This window comes from Halobacterium litoreum (assembly GCF_021233415.1).
Taxonomy (GTDB): Archaea; Halobacteriota; Halobacteria; order Halobacteriales; family Halobacteriaceae; genus Halobacterium; species Halobacterium litoreum.
Window position 1 is genome coordinate 1 of the sequence record NZ_CP089466.1, and the last position, 14,948, is coordinate 14,948.

General features: G+C 62.7%; 14 protein-coding genes. 8 read left to right on the forward strand and 6 right to left on the reverse strand.

Features of this window, described 5'->3' with window-relative positions:
* Positions 1-55: 55 nt before the first annotated feature.
* A complete protein-coding gene (locus tag LT972_RS00005; RefSeq protein WP_232571138.1) occupies positions 56-1,075 on the forward strand; it encodes a Cdc6/Cdc18 family protein in 1,020 nt (339 codons plus the stop codon).
* A 252-nt stretch (positions 1,076-1,327) separates the two neighbouring features.
* Here LT972_RS00005 and LT972_RS00010 read toward each other — a convergent pair whose 3' ends face one another.
* Positions 1,328-2,527, reverse strand: coding sequence for a hypothetical protein (locus LT972_RS00010; RefSeq protein ID WP_232571139.1), 1,200 nt, complete (start codon positions 2,525-2,527; stop codon positions 1,328-1,330).
* A gap of 171 nt (positions 2,528-2,698) precedes the next feature.
* Between LT972_RS00010 and LT972_RS00015 the strand changes: the two genes are divergently transcribed.
* Complete coding sequence (locus LT972_RS00015; RefSeq protein ID WP_232571140.1) at positions 2,699-3,841, forward strand: PD-(D/E)XK nuclease family protein; 1,143 nt, start codon at positions 2,699-2,701, stop codon at positions 3,839-3,841.
* A gap of 120 nt (positions 3,842-3,961) precedes the next feature.
* Here LT972_RS00015 and LT972_RS00020 read toward each other — a convergent pair whose 3' ends face one another.
* Positions 3,962-4,426, reverse strand: a complete 465-nt coding sequence (locus LT972_RS00020; RefSeq protein WP_232571141.1) for a hypothetical protein — start codon at positions 4,424-4,426, stop codon at positions 3,962-3,964.
* Positions 4,427-4,668: 242 nt separating this feature from the next.
* On the opposite strand from LT972_RS00020, the gene LT972_RS00025 reads away from it, so the two are divergent.
* From LT972_RS00025 to LT972_RS00035, 3 genes are all read left to right on the forward strand, one after another.
* On the forward strand, positions 4,669-5,778 hold the full coding sequence (locus LT972_RS00025; protein WP_232571142.1) for a hypothetical protein: 1,110 nt from the start codon (positions 4,669-4,671) through the stop codon (positions 5,776-5,778).
* A gap of 6 nt (positions 5,779-5,784) precedes the next feature.
* Complete coding sequence (locus LT972_RS00030; protein WP_232571143.1) at positions 5,785-7,521, forward strand: transposase; 1,737 nt, start codon at positions 5,785-5,787, stop codon at positions 7,519-7,521.
* A 237-nt stretch (positions 7,522-7,758) separates the two neighbouring features.
* Positions 7,759-8,814, forward strand: a complete 1,056-nt coding sequence (locus LT972_RS00035) for a dipeptidase (protein WP_232571144.1) — start codon at positions 7,759-7,761, stop codon at positions 8,812-8,814.
* Here LT972_RS00035 and LT972_RS00040 read toward each other — a convergent pair whose 3' ends face one another.
* Both LT972_RS00040 and LT972_RS00045 read right to left on the reverse strand, forming a co-directional pair.
* The gene (locus tag LT972_RS00040) at positions 8,815-9,276 is read right to left on the reverse strand and encodes a DUF4442 domain-containing protein (protein ID WP_232571145.1); all 462 of its coding nucleotides are present in this window, start codon (positions 9,274-9,276) and stop codon (positions 8,815-8,817) included.
* Positions 9,277-9,313: 37 nt separating this feature from the next.
* Positions 9,314-10,720, reverse strand: a complete 1,407-nt coding sequence (locus LT972_RS00045) for a single-stranded-DNA-specific exonuclease RecJ (RefSeq protein ID WP_232571146.1) — start codon at positions 10,718-10,720, stop codon at positions 9,314-9,316.
* Positions 10,721-10,852: 132 nt separating this feature from the next.
* On the opposite strand from LT972_RS00045, the gene LT972_RS00050 reads away from it, so the two are divergent.
* The 3 genes from LT972_RS00050 to LT972_RS00060 are packed head-to-tail and all read left to right on the forward strand — an operon-like array spanning position 10,853 to position 13,502.
* Positions 10,853-11,863, forward strand: coding sequence for an ABC transporter substrate-binding protein (locus tag LT972_RS00050; RefSeq protein ID WP_232571147.1), 1,011 nt, complete (start codon positions 10,853-10,855; stop codon positions 11,861-11,863).
* Complete coding sequence (locus tag LT972_RS00055) at positions 11,860-12,696, forward strand: ABC transporter permease (protein WP_232571148.1); 837 nt, start codon at positions 11,860-11,862, stop codon at positions 12,694-12,696. Before LT972_RS00050 ends, LT972_RS00055 begins: the two co-directional genes overlap by 4 nt.
* Positions 12,684-13,502 carry an ABC transporter ATP-binding protein gene (locus LT972_RS00060; protein WP_390226292.1) on the forward strand — a complete coding sequence of 273 codons (819 nt, stop codon included), beginning with the start codon at positions 12,684-12,686 and terminating at the stop codon, positions 13,500-13,502. The genes LT972_RS00055 and LT972_RS00060 overlap by 13 nt, the downstream gene beginning before the upstream one ends.
* A gap of 10 nt (positions 13,503-13,512) precedes the next feature.
* On the opposite strand, the gene LT972_RS00065 is transcribed toward LT972_RS00060, so the two are convergent.
* The gene (locus tag LT972_RS00065) at positions 13,513-14,223 is read right to left on the reverse strand and encodes a uroporphyrinogen-III synthase (protein ID WP_232571150.1); all 711 of its coding nucleotides are present in this window, start codon (positions 14,221-14,223) and stop codon (positions 13,513-13,515) included.
* Positions 14,220-14,948, reverse strand: coding sequence for a uroporphyrinogen-III C-methyltransferase (gene cobA / locus LT972_RS00070; protein WP_232571151.1), 729 nt, complete (start codon positions 14,946-14,948; stop codon positions 14,220-14,222). Before cobA ends, LT972_RS00065 begins: the two co-directional genes overlap by 4 nt.

Here is a 14,948-nt window from a genome sequence, read left to right on the forward strand (position 1 = left end):
GATTCGGAAATCACCCACTTCCATTTATTAGCCTACAGCGACGCGTCGACGCAGAATGATCACCGACGCCCGCGTCCTTCAGCCCGAGTTCGTGCCCGGCGAAGTCCAACACCGCGACGCCGAAGTCAACCACCTCTCGGCCGCACTCCGTCCCCTCATCGACGGTGACCCCACTGACCCCGTCCTCATCGACGGGCCACCGGGGGTAGGGAAGACGTGTATTGCGCGGTTCACGGTCGAACGGCTCCGCGAAGCCTCAGTCGCGTTGAATCATCAGTACGTGAATTGCTGGGAGGAGTACAGCCGCTTCAAAACCCTCTACCAGATCCTGGACGGCGTCGCATCCACCATCGACATTCATCGCCAGTCCACGCCGACCGACGTCCTCCTCGACCGGCTCCGTGACTACGACGGCCCGCCCTACATCGTTATTCTCGACGAGGTCGATCAACTCGAAGACAAGAGCCTCCTCTACGACCTCTATCGCATCCCCGAGCTCACGATGGTGCTCATCGTCAACGACGAAGCACAACTGTTCGCTGGCCTCGACGACCGCCTCAACAGCCGCCTCAACGCCTGCACCCGAGTCCATTTCGACACCTACCCCAAGAGCGAACTTACCGCAATTCTCCACGACCGCGTCCGCTGGGGCCTCAACGCCGACTACCTCCAAGACGGCGTCTTACCGACGATCGCAGAGCTAGCGGCCGGCGACGCTCGTACTGCAATCGGGATTCTTCGCCAAGCCGCCCACACCGTCCACACCAACTCCCACGACATGCTCACCGACAGCATCGCTGAAGAGGTAGCTCCAGCAGCACGTACCGAAATCCGCCGCAATGCCGTCGAACGCCTCACCCACCACCAGGAAGTCATATACACCATCATCAACGAAGCAGGTGAAATCACGCCCGGTGATCTCTACGAAGCCTACCGAGACCGCGTGGACAACTCGAAGACGAAACGCACGGTCCGGAATTATCTCGCCAAACTGGAGCAGTACAACCTCATCGCGGCCGACGGCCAAACCAAAGGCCGTCGGTATCGGACTCTCACCGACGCTGCACTAGCGTGAAACAAATCTCCGTAGCAAACAAAACCATGGACACCACCCCCCAATCTCGGAGCCTCCTCCTCTTACTGTTCGGCATCATCATGACGATGATTGGCGTTCTAGGCCTCCTCGGTCACCTTTAACGTCTACAGCGAGCGTCGTCCAGTCAAAACGTACCAGGGGTTGGCTGGGAATTTCTGTGAATAGACGAGTCCTGATTGGTAAGTGGGGATACGAACTTGTTGAACCCAGCAGAATCGGATTCAACCAGTACTAACCGTCTGTGGCTACGTCGAAGGCGAGAAGCGCTACGTCTACCTGATTACCACTGTCATCCGGTCTATCAAACGAGTACTGCCACCAATTCTCCTGTTTTTTCTCCTTCAAGCCTACACAGAGGGGATGTTCCTCAACAGCATCCGGAATCTTCTCTAGGATGCTGGAGAACGAATCACGGTCCACGAAGAGGATCACTGCTGCCTTTGTATCTCTCCACGTAAGGTAGCGTTCAAGCAGCTGTGATATCTTCCCACCATCTTGGTCCTCTCCCGAAAGTGTTTGCGGGCCGGCCCACATCCCGCACTCTGCGATGAAGATGTTGTCTCCGTCGTGACGAAGGAGAATGTCAGATTTACCGTCCTTATTGAACGTTTCACCAGTTGCCGAACCTTCGAAGTTCATCTCCAGGAACGTGAGCATGACATTCCGGTAATCCTCCTCACCGAAGTCGGAGTATGTCTCCGGTGACTTCTCAAAGCCGTGTCCAACCGCATCTACTGCCTCAATGATTTCATAATAGATCTCATCAGAGATGCCCGGACCAGGCTGTTCTTTGCTGATTTCGTCGATGGTGATCTCTTTCCGGCGCTGGGGTTCGTCAATTTTCAGCGCCTCATTTACATTGTCTCGCCGTACAACCTCTATTCCGAGATTTTCAAACCGTTGCTGCTGTTGTTGAATCTTCTCTTTCTTTTCTTCGTGAAGGCTCTTGGCTTCCTCTCGAACCCGGGTGTAGAACTCATCAAGATTATTGTCAACTCGGGAATATTGTTTTTTGATGTAATTCTGGATTTCTTTTTGGAACTTCTGGAGTTCACTATCGGAGTACCCATCGTTTCGCCTGGGGAAATATACGTCCACGTAGCCTTCCTCTTCATTCACCTCAGCCCGGTACCCGTTTGCCTTACTGGGTGAAGGCTTAAGCCGCAGAATCCGTTCATTGCCAGCGTACTGGAACCGGAGGGCTGGTTCTTCATCATCCCAATCGTCAATCGTAACCTGGGGATTGTCCAAATCAAGCTCCAGAGGGTCTAACTCAAAATCTTGAACGACATAGTCCGCAAAGTCATCCGAGCTGGTCCTTAGAATCTCATCCGAAGACGCATCCTCCACCTTCTGTCTGGCCTTCTGCCGTGGCCGTTGGGTAACGTTCGAAATCGGATCGTCGTTGAAAATTATAAACGTCCTCATCATATATTTCAACCCTCCTTCATTCGAGCAGATATAATATTCGGTCAGTGTCCCATACTGTACCGAGTGTTTTACCCCCAACGCGGAATAATGAAACTGTCTTGGCGATCACCAGTTTTGGAAATCGGAAGAGACACTCGCTTGCCTAACAAGTGTCTCCCCTTCAGTTCGCCTGTGACATCATCCGATTCAGAGTTGGACAGCCAGGGCCCTAGTCCCGAATCAACACAGGTCGTCCAAACAACATCCGTCCTAGCTCAACTGCGTGCGCAGGTCACAAAGGACCGGTTCAGCGCGTGGTACGCGGAACAGCAGTTCGCCGAGAACATCCTGGAGGGACAGGCTTACTTCAACGGGCCCGCAGACCCGAAACCGCCGGCTCGCCATAGCCCGAGTACGCTCTTGGAGTGCCACCGGAAAGCGAGCTACAAACGCCAGAACGCCCCCAAAGAAGACACCCCACCAGAGGGGCTGTTTTGGATCGGCACCGAATTCGAAGAACGCTTGGCCGTCCCGTTCCTCCAGGATGTGACGCCGCCCGATACCTACGTAACCAACTCGGTGTGGATCGACCACGAACTCACCGTTGATGGCGTCACCGTACAACTCCGGGGTGCGACTGACCCCGCGATCGTCACGCCTGACGACGACCCGCTGCTGGTCACCGAGATCAAGACCACGTCTTCACTCGACCATCTCTCCGGCCCGAAGGAGGCGCACAAAGCCCAACTCCACGCGTACCTCGCGGCGCTCAACGCCGACTACGACCACGAGATCTCGACTGGCCTCCTCGTGTATGCGAGCCGGACGACCCTCGACGTCGAGGTGTTCGAGGTGGCCTTCGACGAGGCGTTCTGGGAGGCGGTGACCGAGTGGATGGCCGCACTCACGACCTACGAGCAGGCGGGTGAGCTGCCGCCAGCTTCACCAGAGCGTGACTGGGAATGTTCGTACTGCTCGTTCAAGCATCGATGTGGCGAGGCGGACACTCCGTACAGTGACATCGGCCATGATGGCCTCCTGCCGCTGTTCGATAACTACGACACCGAGAACCTGAAAGCGTACTTGAATGCGCACGCGGAGCGTGACGCCCGTCTCACACCCACACTAGCGCATAAATTCCCCCGGCTCGCTGACGAGTACGGTGTCTACGACTGGGCTTGCCCATCTTGTGGCGAAACCTTCGACTGGAAGAACATCGACTGGGAGACGGACTCAACCGACCCACCGTACTGTCCAAGCTGCCTCAAGGCCGGCGAGATGGTCACGATAGCAGGTCCAGAACCCGAAGACCAACTAACAGCTCCAGGAGAGTGAACGGCTGAAATCCCTGTTGAAGATCAGAACGTCGATTGGCTATTGTGAAAGACAACTAGTAGGTTTCGACGGCAATCCGATACTTGATTTTGAGTGATGAGACCAGAGAGAACTCAACTGTCAGTACTCCTTTCTGACCCGTTCAGCAAGCTCCTCGTTGAGTTCCGAGCTCCGCTGTTCCAGAGACGTCTCAAACTCGCCAATATGGTCTTTGAACTCTGCTTCAAGCTCCCGAATCTCTTTCCGTATACGAGCTAAATCAGTCCGTTCCAACTCATCCGCGACTATCTGTCCTTTTGCAGTCAGCGGATGGCGCTTATAGCCTCCACCACCGGTATAATCCGGCTTTTCTGAGATCAGTTCCAAGTCTTTGGCATCTTCAATCCGGTCAGTAATCGTTGCACGGCTAACCTCCAGTTTCTCCTGTAGCACAACGAACCGCTTTGGACCGTCCTGTAACTCGTCTAAAACCCTGACTCCGCCCTTCTTCGAGAGGAAGTCTGCAATCCGTTCGGCTTCCTCATCGCTAAACGCTTCCAGGGAGGATGGACCCGCTCCTTCTCCAGACTCGTTGCTATCAACCACGCTTCTCCAATTACTTGCAAGCCCCCCAATAAGAAACGCCCGGTACAACATAAACCAGTAGTTTAGACTAAACCACTATTCTCCCCTGAATCGCCGATTCGGAATCCACCAGAAGTAGCATTCACACCGTTCTCAACCCTTCATTAGCCCGTATTACATACTTGCAGGTGGTGCGATTCGGAAACGCCACCCCGGCGAATATGGTTCACTCTGAACCACTCTGGGTTGCGCCACAGCAAACCATGCAACCAGCAAATAACGACGATTCACAGACAACGGGGCCAACCCGTGAGCAAGCGAAGAGAGCTATAAGCACCGCAGTAACTCGAATTGATGAGGATTCCATTGGAGAGGACATCAACAATGTAGGTTTCGGTGAGATCCCTCGCTCACAGAAGGCAGGCGAGGTGTCTCAGCGAACTCGACCGTCGAAGGAACTCCAACGCAAGTGCGCGGAAACAGCGTTCGACGCTTCGGCCGAACACCTCACCAACATCCTCACCCAATACGACCAGATTTCACCGGTAACGATCGCACTAGATGTGAAGGTACTCGATTCCGAGTGCTGGACTAATCCAGAAACGCACGAACTGGTTGACACCAACCAAGAAGGAGAGGGGTACACAGGCAAACTGCGCGTTGCGACCGCGACCGTTATCAATTCTTCAGTCCCGGTCACCGTGGCCATTATCCCGCTTAGAGGTAGGACCACGGACCAGAAAGAGTTCTATAGCGAAGTTGTCCAGGAGCTACTCTATCAAGCAACCCAATACGTGGAGGTGGGTACCGTTCTCGCCTCACGGGCGTTCAACTCGGCGGATTGCATCACGGAATTCGAGGAGCGAGGAATCGAGTATCTCGTTCCAGCGCGAAAAACACCAGAGATAATAGCGGAGATCAACCGCCTGGACCAGTCTGGTGTTACGAAGGCCACAGCCGACACTGATGTTACGGTTTGTGGTGAGGACCATGAGTCCGCATCGGCTGCCTTCGTCTATATCCCGACCGACGCAGAAAGTGAACGGGGTGAGTTCACGCCGTTTCTCTCGAACCTTGACGCTGTACTCAACGACCCGGAATGTCTCCTAGACCGTTTCAACCAGCGCTGGCAGGCAGCACACCACACTAGACTGTTCCGGAAGCAACTGGTAGACAAGGTCGAACCTGCTAGGAAGCTGCCGGTACGGGAGTTCTGGGTGGCTGCTACGGAGGTGAATGCCTACCAGCTTGCCCGTATGGTTCTCGCTGGTATTACTGAGGATCTCGAAGTTGGGAAGGCGCTTTCGTTTACCCAGTTTGTCGCCTTTGTCCAGTCCAAGCGACAGTTCGGGAGCCTCCACACTCAGGAGTAGTCGTCGATGGAGCGTGATGACCCCGCAGTCGCTGAGTCCATCGTCGTGCACGCAGAGACGCTCTGTGAGCGCGAGGACCACCTGTGGGACGTCATCAACCAGCTTTCGATACCACTCGATCTCCTCACTGATCACCGTGACCAGAGCAAGGCGGTGTTCGAAACCGAGGAGATGGTTCGCGCGTTTTTATACAAAGAAATCCGTGGGTTTTCGCAGTCTGGCTTAGCGGAGGAGTTAGGAACGAGTTCCAGCCTGGTGAAGAGCTGTGGGTTCAACATCAAGGATTTAGGAAAATCGCCCTCACAGCAGGACCTTTCGTACGCGTGGGGGGAGTTTAGCGGGGATACAAAGGAGATCATCGAGGCGGCTGCCACATCGATTGCTGATGTTGCTGTTGAACACGGTGTTATTTCCGAAGGGCTCGTCCCGTCACGCCCGTCCGACGATATTGATCAGAGCGGGCAGAGTCAGCGGGAGTACAAGAGAGAACACTCCACAAGGACGATTCGGCTTGCTCGAAGCCATATGCTTCCTGAATTTAAGACTGGACGAGCGCCTCACCGGATTTATTCAGACGAAGAGCTTCATGACATGCTTGTTCGGGCCTGTGAGCGGAAAGGGAGCGCCCATTCTGAAGGTGAGTACGGGTGGCTGATTGATGATGACCAGACGTGCGCCGGCTCCACGCTCCTTCGCGCGATCAAGAAAATTGCGACACCGGAGGAGATGGATGCGCAGTTTACACTCTCTGATTTTGCGGACGAAGACGCGATGCCGCGGATCAGCCGGATTCGGGACAGCATCATGGAGTCATTCGATGCGGCGACAGACAACATCATCAACTCGATTCGGGGAGAGAATCCATTCGATCAGGGACGGAAAACTATCGCTGCTATCGACATAACCCACGAGCAGTTCCACGCCTCGCCGTGGGAGGACAAGGACAAGGGAATTGTCAAGGAAGATTTTCCCCCGATGGTGAGCGGGTACAAGAAGGACGGAGAGTACAAGCGCGGATTCAAATACGCCACTATCACGCTCGTGGGAGATCACGCGCCGATTATTCTTGGTGTGGAGCCGGTGAAAGAGAACTCGAAGTGGGAGCCGGATGGTTCTCCGTCGTTCTCGAAGGCCGACCTCGTGGACCGGCTTCTTGATAAGGCCGAACGATTCGTTGACCTCGATGAGGTTCTGTTTGACCGGGGATTCTACAGCAACGAGGTGTACGCGAGGGTGCATGACCGTGACCTTATCTACACGTCACCGGTCCCGATGTACAAGGATGATTACGAGGCAATCGAGGATATTGAGGCCCACGACACGGCTGATGCAGCTGTGAAACACGATGTTCCGTTTGGCCATGATGGGGAGGTCCATCACCATGCGGAATTCATGTACGTTCCAAGCCAGAGTGATGACGCTAACGGGAAGTACGCCGTCTTCGTAACGAACCGAGATCGCGTTGGGCCGGAGGAGGTCAAGAGTGTCTGTAACGGATACCGGCGAAGATGGGATATTGAGAACCAGTATAAGTCCGTGAAAAGCTTCCTGGCGAAGACGTCCTCGAAGGACTACCGGGTTCGACTGTGTAACTTCGTGTTCGCGTCACTGATTTACAACCTCTGGCGATTGACGGACTACCTGATCAAGGTGGCGTTGGACAAGGAGATTCGCTCACCGCCAGTGTTGACGGCAAAGACATTCGTGCGGGCGCTTGGTGAATTCCTCAGGGAGGTTGACTAGGGCTCATTCCCACAGCTGGGGTCGCAAACGCTGAGCGGTAGCGCTGTCCACCACTCCTTTCTTTCGCTAATAACATCCCTGTAATCGACGCGCCCCAGTATCGAGATTACAGTCACCTTCATTCCGCCCTGAACAACCCAGATACAAACTTCGGTAGTTCATGGCTCGTTTGTAGCCTTAAAAACGTCCAAAGAATGTGGGGAACTTTCTTGGCGTTCGCCGCCTCGCTCTCACCGGATGCCCGACACGCCGCCGATTTTCGACGGCCACAACGACGCGCTGCTGGCGCTCCGGCGCGAGGACGAGACGGTTTCAGATTTCCTCGCCGGCCGGGACACCGGTGACCTCGACCTCCCGCGAGCGCGCGAAGGCGGACTCGCCGCGGGCTTCTTCGCGCTATTCGTGCCGTCCGGCCCCGAGTTCTCCGCGAGCGACGACGCGAACCGCACGGAGACCGACGACGGCTACCGAATCGAGCGCCCGCCGCCGCTCGCGGGGCCGTACGCGCGCTCGGTCGTCGGCGAGATGTTGGACGCGGTCGACGAACTCGCGACGGACGACCGGGTGCGCGTCTGTCGGGATGTCGACGACGTGCGGGCGTGCATCTCGGGCGACGAACTCGGCGTCGTCGTCCACTTCGAGGGCGCGGAGGCGATTCGCCCCGACTGCTCGAATTTCGGCGACTACTACGACCGCGGCCTGCGCTCGCTCGGGTTGGCGTGGAGTCGCCCGACCGCGTTCGCGGACGGCGTGCCGTTCCGCTACCCGAGTTCGCCCGACGTGGGCGGCGGGCTCACCGACGCGGGCCGCCGGCTCGTCCGTCGGTGCAACGACCGCGGCGTGCTCGTGGACTGCGCGCACCTCACGGCGGCGGGATTCTGGGACGTCCACGAAGTCTCGTCGGCGCCGACGGTGGTGTCCCACAGCGGCGCCCACGAGGTGTGCCCGCTGTCCCGGAATCTCACCGACGAGCAACTCGACGCCGTCGCGGACACCGGCGGACTCGTGGGGTTGACGTTCGGCGCGAGCGCGCTCCGGCCGGACGGCGGGCGCGACCCGGACGCGCCGCTCTCTGTGGCCGTCGAGCACGTCGACTACCTCGTGGACCGGATGGGAATCGATCACGTCGCGCTCGGGTCGGACTTCGACGGCGCGACGACTCTCGCACCGCTCGGCGACGCGACGGCGCTCCCGGACCTGCTCCGGGCGCTCCGCGAGGCGGGGTACTCCGAGCGCGACATCGAGAAAATCGCCCACGGGAACTGGCTCCGGGTCCTGTCGGCGACGTGGTAGTCAGGCGTCCCGGCGCACGTACAGCGTCTTCTCCACGTCGGCGTGGACGGTGCCGTCGGCGTCCACGACCGGCACGTCGTACGTGCGCTCGGTGGATTCGCCGGGCGCGAGTTCGCGGAACCGCCGGACATCCGCGTCGCTGACCTCGAACTTCGCGTACAGCGTCGACTCGCCTGGTTCGCGGTAGTCGATGGTCGCGGCAGAGTCCCAGACGGTGAAGTCGTCGCCGAGGCGCTGCCGGAGCAACACCATGTAGACGGGGTCGACGGCGCCGTAGATGCTCCCGCCGAACGTCGTGCCGACGACGTTCTTGGTGCGCCAGTTCAGCGGGAGTTTCACGCGAGCGTACGAGAAGTCCGGGGCGAGCGCGACGATTTTCGCGCCGGTCGTCCAGTACGCGGGGAAGTAGGAGAAGCCGAGGCGGTAGAGGCGGGCGCGCACGGCGTCGAAACTCGGGAGCACGCCACCGGCTTCGCCGCCCCTCTAGATAGGCGTTCCGTCAGTCCCGCTGCGCGGCGAGTTCGTCGCTCGCGGTGTCGAGGAACGCGCGCTCCTCGCCCTTGGGGACGGTCGCACCGGCGGCGACGGTGTGCCCGCCGCCGTCGCCGCCCACTGCTTGGGACGCCTCGCGCATCACGACCGAGAGGTCGACGCCGTCGTCGACGAGCGCTGGCGTGGCGCGCGCCGACACCTTCACCTCCTCGTCGTTCTTGTTCCCGAAGCCGACGATTGGGCGGTCGCTCGCGGTCTCCTCGGCGCCGAGGGCCATCCCCGCGACGATGCCGACGATGGTCTCCCGGATGCGGTCCTCGGCGTGGAACCACTGAATCTCGTCCTCGACGGTGACGCCCTCGCGTTTCACCCAGTCGAGGCCCTCAGAGAGGTTCCGGCGGTGCTGGGACAAGAGGTCGCGGGCGGCGTCGAGGGGGTCGCCGCGCTCGCCGAGACAGACCGCGAGCCCCACGTCGGCGCGCTCGTAGCGCGCCGTCGCGTTCAGCAGCGTGGAGAACTCGCTTGCGTCCCGCAACTCGGTGCCGGGTTCCTCGTCGGCGAGCGTGTACGTCGTGCCGACCAAGTTCTCGACTTCGTCGCCGGAGACGCCGTTCCGGACGGCGCGCTTGACGAGCGCGCTCACGACGGTCTGGCGCTCGTCGTGGGCGAGGTCGGCCCACGTCCGCCAGTCGCCGCCGTCGTGGAGGTCGACGTCGAGGCCGTCGAGGAACCGAATCGCGCCCTGCTCGTCGTTCGTGATGCCGGGGACGTACACCTCGCTGGCGTACTCCAAGAGTTTGGGGAGCGGACGCGTCTGCGTGCCGTACAGCGCGAGGTCCTTCGCCGTGTCGAGGACGCCGGCTTCGACGCCCTCCGCGGCGATTTCGGTGTTCGCGCCGACGAGTTCGCCGTTCACGGTCTGCATGTCGCCGACGGCGCCCACCACCGCGAGCGCCGCGAGGTCAGTCGCGTCCTCGCCGAGCAGGGCGCGCGCGAGGACGTAACTCGCGCCCGCACCGGACAGTTCCTTCCCGCCGTCGACGCCCTCCAGCAGGGGGTTCAGGTGGTACTCGGTGTCGGCGTCGGCGGGCTGGTGGTGGTCGGCGATGACGGGCGTGAAGTCGCCCGCGGCCTCGTGTTCGGTGATGATATCCAACTGCCCGCTCCCGAAGTCCGTGAACAGCACGGTGTCGTGGTCGTGGGCGGCGATGCCCGCGAGTTCCTCCTCGTCGAGTTGCTTCGAGAACACCACGTCGTGGGGAATCTCGGCGCGTTCCAGCGCCGTCGACGCGACGCCCGCGCTCGTCAGGCCGTCGGCGTCGATGTGCGACGCGAGCAACACCGAGTCGGCGTCGTGTAAGGCGTCGGCACAGGCGTCCGCGCGCGCTTCGAGTTCCGGGACCGGCGCGTCCATTGGCGTGTTCTTGCGCGGCTTCGCGTATAAACTGCGGGCTCTCGCGGCTCTCGGGCCCACTCCCGGCGAATATTAAGAAAAGAGGAGAGAATAACAACTACTATTAACTCTAGTGCTAGAGTTAACAACGAGATGGTCGACCTGTCACGACGCGGTACGATAGCGGCGGTCGGTACCGGCATGGCGTCGCTCGCGGGCTGCACCGGCGTCCTCGGTTCCGGCGGTGGAACGAACTCGCTCCACGTCGGCTGGGTGCCGATACTCCCGAACGTCCAGCACTTCGTGATGAGCGAGCGCGGCTACTACGACGAACTCGACGCGTCGCTCTCGACGACCGAGTTCTCCTCGGGCCCGGCCGCGGTCAAGGCATTCGCGGCCGGCGACCTCGACGTCGGCTTCTTCGGCGTGACGCCCGCGATGGTGCTCACGGACAAGGGCGTCGGCGCCGACGTGCTCGCCGCGAACTCCCGGAACGGCTTCGAGATGGTGGCGTCGACCGCGTTCGCCGACAGATACGACGACGAGGGCGCGGACGCGTTCGCGGCGCACGCCGACGCGACCGGTTCCAAACCGACGTGGGGAACCGCGCCCGACGGCTCCGTCCCGGACACGCTCACGCGGTACTGGCTCGAACGCCACCTCGACGCCGGCGACACCGAGGACGTAATCGCGAAGCCGAAACTCCCGCCGGCGAACGCCCCGCAGGCCGCCGGCGGCGGCGACGTCACGGGGACGACGGTACAGGAACCCTACGCCACGCTCGTCGCCGACCTGGACGGTTACCGGCGAATCGAGTGGTCCGGGAACGTGCTCCCCGACCATCCGGTGACGGTCGCGTTCGTCGCCGACGGCGTCCCGGACGACTTGCGCCGCGGTTTCGTCGAACAGCACGTCCGCGCGACCGAGGCGGTGCGCGACGACCCCGCGGCCGCCGCCAGCGACGCCGCTGCCGTCCTCGACATCGACGCGGCGCTCGCGGAGCGGGCGGTGCGGTCGCGGGCCGCCGACTTCCTCTCGAACCCCCGCGACATCGCCGAGCAGGCCGAGGCGATGTCGACGTTCGTCGCCGACGTGGGGAACATCGGCGCGCCGATGGACGCCGACGAACTGTTCGACTTCGCCGTCTACGACGACGTCGCATGAGCCACGCGACACGCGACGCGTTCGGCGCCGGCGACGCCGAGAATCGCGGGTGGCGGTTCGCCGCGGGTGCGGCCGGCGTCCTCGGCTTCGTCGGCGTCTGGGCGGCCGCGGCCGCGCTCGTCACGCCCGACTACTTCCTCCCCGGACCGCTCCCCGTGGCGCGCGCACTCGCCGCCGAGTTCACCACCGACGCGCCGCTCGCACTCCCGGTGGTCGGCGGCACCGTCGACCTGCCGCGGGCCGTGACCCGGCTCGCCCAGTCGTCGTTCCACCTCGTCCCCGGACTCCTCGTCGGCGCCGTCGCGGGGAACGCGCTCGGCCTCGCGGTCGGGTACTCCGAACGCGCCGACGCAGTCGCCACGCCCGTCGTCCGCGTCCTCCGGCCCGTCCCCGAACTGGCGTGGATTACGTTCGCCATCGTCTGGTTCGGCATCGGGCACGCCGGCGCCGCGTTCATCGTCGCCATCGGCGCGCTCTGGATAAACTACTACGGCGCGTACTCGGGCGTTCGCGGCGTCCGCGACGGCTACAAGGAGGTCGCCGCGAGCCTCGGCGTCGACACGCACAGCGGGATGGTCCGGCACGTCGTCCTGCCCGCCGCGTCGCCCGCGATGTTCGCGGGGTTCCGCACGAGCGTCGGGCGCTGTCTCATGATTGTCGTGGGCGCCGAACTGTTCGGCGCGCCGGGCGTCGGCTACGAGATTATCAACGCCTCGAACAACCTCGACATGGCACGCAGCATGGCGTACATGCTGCTGGTCAGCGCCGTCTACATCTGCGTCGACGTGGCGTACGCGGCCGCCGAAGCGAGGTGGTTCGCGTGGCGCCAGTGAACGCGACGGGCGGCGAGACGGTCCGCGGGGACGACCGCCGAGGCGGCGATGACGCGCCGCCGGACGACCCGCCGGCTATCGAGGTGGACGGCGTGACGAAGCGCTACGACGGCCGGCAGTCCGTGGAGGCGCTCCGGGACGTGTCGCTGTCGGTCGCCGACGGCGAGTTCGTCTGTCTGGTCGGCGCCTCCGGGTGCGGGAAGACGACGCTGTTCCGCGTGCTCGCGGGCCTCGAAGCCCCGACCTCGGGGGCCGTCGAAGTCGGCGGGTCGCCGGTCACGGGGCCGGGCGTCGACCGCGGGATGGTGTTCCAGTCGTACAACCTCTTCCCGTGGCTCACCGTCGAGGAGAACGTCCGGTTCGGCCTCGACCAACCGGCCTGTGACTGCGCCGACTGCGCCGCGCGCGTCGCCCACCTCGTCGACCTCGTCGGGCTCTCGGGGTTCGAGGACGCCTACCCGAAGGAACTCTCGGGCGGCATGAAACAGCGCGTCGCGGTCGCTCGCGCGCTCGCCGTCGACCCCGGCATCCTCCTGTTGGACGAGCCGTTCGGGAGCATCGACGCCCAGACCCGCGACCGTCTCCAGTCCGAACTGCTCGACGTCTGGCGTGAGACCGAGAAGACCGTGCTGTTCGTCACCCACGAAATCGCGGAGGCGGTGACGCTCGCGGACCGCGTCGTCGTCCTCGCCGCGGACCCCGGTCGCGTCGCGGCGACCGTCGAAATCGACCTGCCACGGCCCCGCGACCCGTCGAACCCGGCGTTCCGAGACCTCGTCGACGAGATTCGCGCCGCCATCGAGTGACGCCCGCCGACTAGTCGAGCACGGCGCGCGCCAACTGCTCGAAGTCGGCGTCGTCTGGCACCACGTCCACGTCGACGCCCGCGGCTTCAGCCGTCTCGCGGGTCGGCGGGCCGATACAGCCGACCGTGGCGTCGTTCAGGCCGGCGAGCGCGTCCTCCCGGATGCCGCGGTCGCTGGCGGCGTCGAGCCAGTGTTCGACCGTGAGCGAGGACGTGAACAGCGCGGCGTCGAGGTCGCCGTCGGCCGCGAGTTCGGCGGAGTCGCCGGCGCCCTCGGGGGTCGTGAGTTCGTAGAGGATGGTCTCGTGGACGTACGCGCCGGCGTCGTTCAGGCCGTCCGTGAGCACCGCGGAGCCGTGGTCCGAGCGTGCGACTTCGACGCGCGCCCCCTCGACGTCCCCGTCGAGTTCGGCGACGAGGCCGGCGCTCGTGTACTCGTCGGGCACCCGAGCGACCGTCCAGCCGGCGTCCCGGCACGCACTCGCGGTGGCGTCGCCGATGGCACAGAGCGCGGCGTCGCCGGGCGTCCAGCCGGCGTCGTCGGCGAGTTCGACGCCGGTCTTGCTCGTCAGAATCGCGAAGTCGCCGTCGCTCCGCGGGGCGTCGCCGGTCGGCGCGACTTCCAGCATCGGGTCCGGGACGGGCGTCGCGCCGAGCGCTTCGAGCAGGTCGACGGCGCGGTCGAGGCGCTCGTCGGCGGGGCGGAAGACGGCGACGTTCATGCGTCCCTCCAGAGGCCCGCGACGCCGCCGATGACGGTGACGGCGGGCGGTTCGATGCCCACCTCGTCGCGCACGTCGACGATGGTGTCGAGGGTGCCGGTGGCGACCTGCTGGCCCGGTCGCGTCCCCTTCTCTATCAGCGCCACGGGCGTCTCGGCGTCCATCCCCGCGTTCAGGAGTTCGCGGGTGTAGTCGGGGAGCCGACCGACGCCCATCAGCACGACGATGGTGCCGCCGGTCGCCGCGAGCGCGTCCCAGTCCACCGCGGACTCCTCTTTCGTGGGGTCCTCGTGGCCCGTGACGAACGACACCGAGGAGGCGTGGTCGCGGTGCGTGACGGGGATGTCGGCGGCCGCCGGCGCCGCGATTGCCGACGTGATGCCGGGCACCACCTCGAACTCGACGCCGTGCTCGGCGAGGTACTGCATCTCCTCGCCGCCGCGCCCGAACACGAACGGGTCGCCGCCCTTCAGGCGCACCACGTCCTCGCCCGCCTCGGCGAGTTCCACCAGCCGGGCGTTGATTTCGGATTGGGGGGTGCGCTCGCCGCCCGCGCGCTTCCCGACGTCCTCGCGTTTGGCCTCGGGGATGGTGTCCAGAATCTCGGGGCCGGGGAGTTTGTCGTGGAGCACCACGTCGGCGTCGTCGAGCAGGCGGCGGGCCTTCACCGTCAACAGGTCGGGGTCGCCCGGCCCGCTCCCTACGAGGTAGACGGTGCCCGGCAT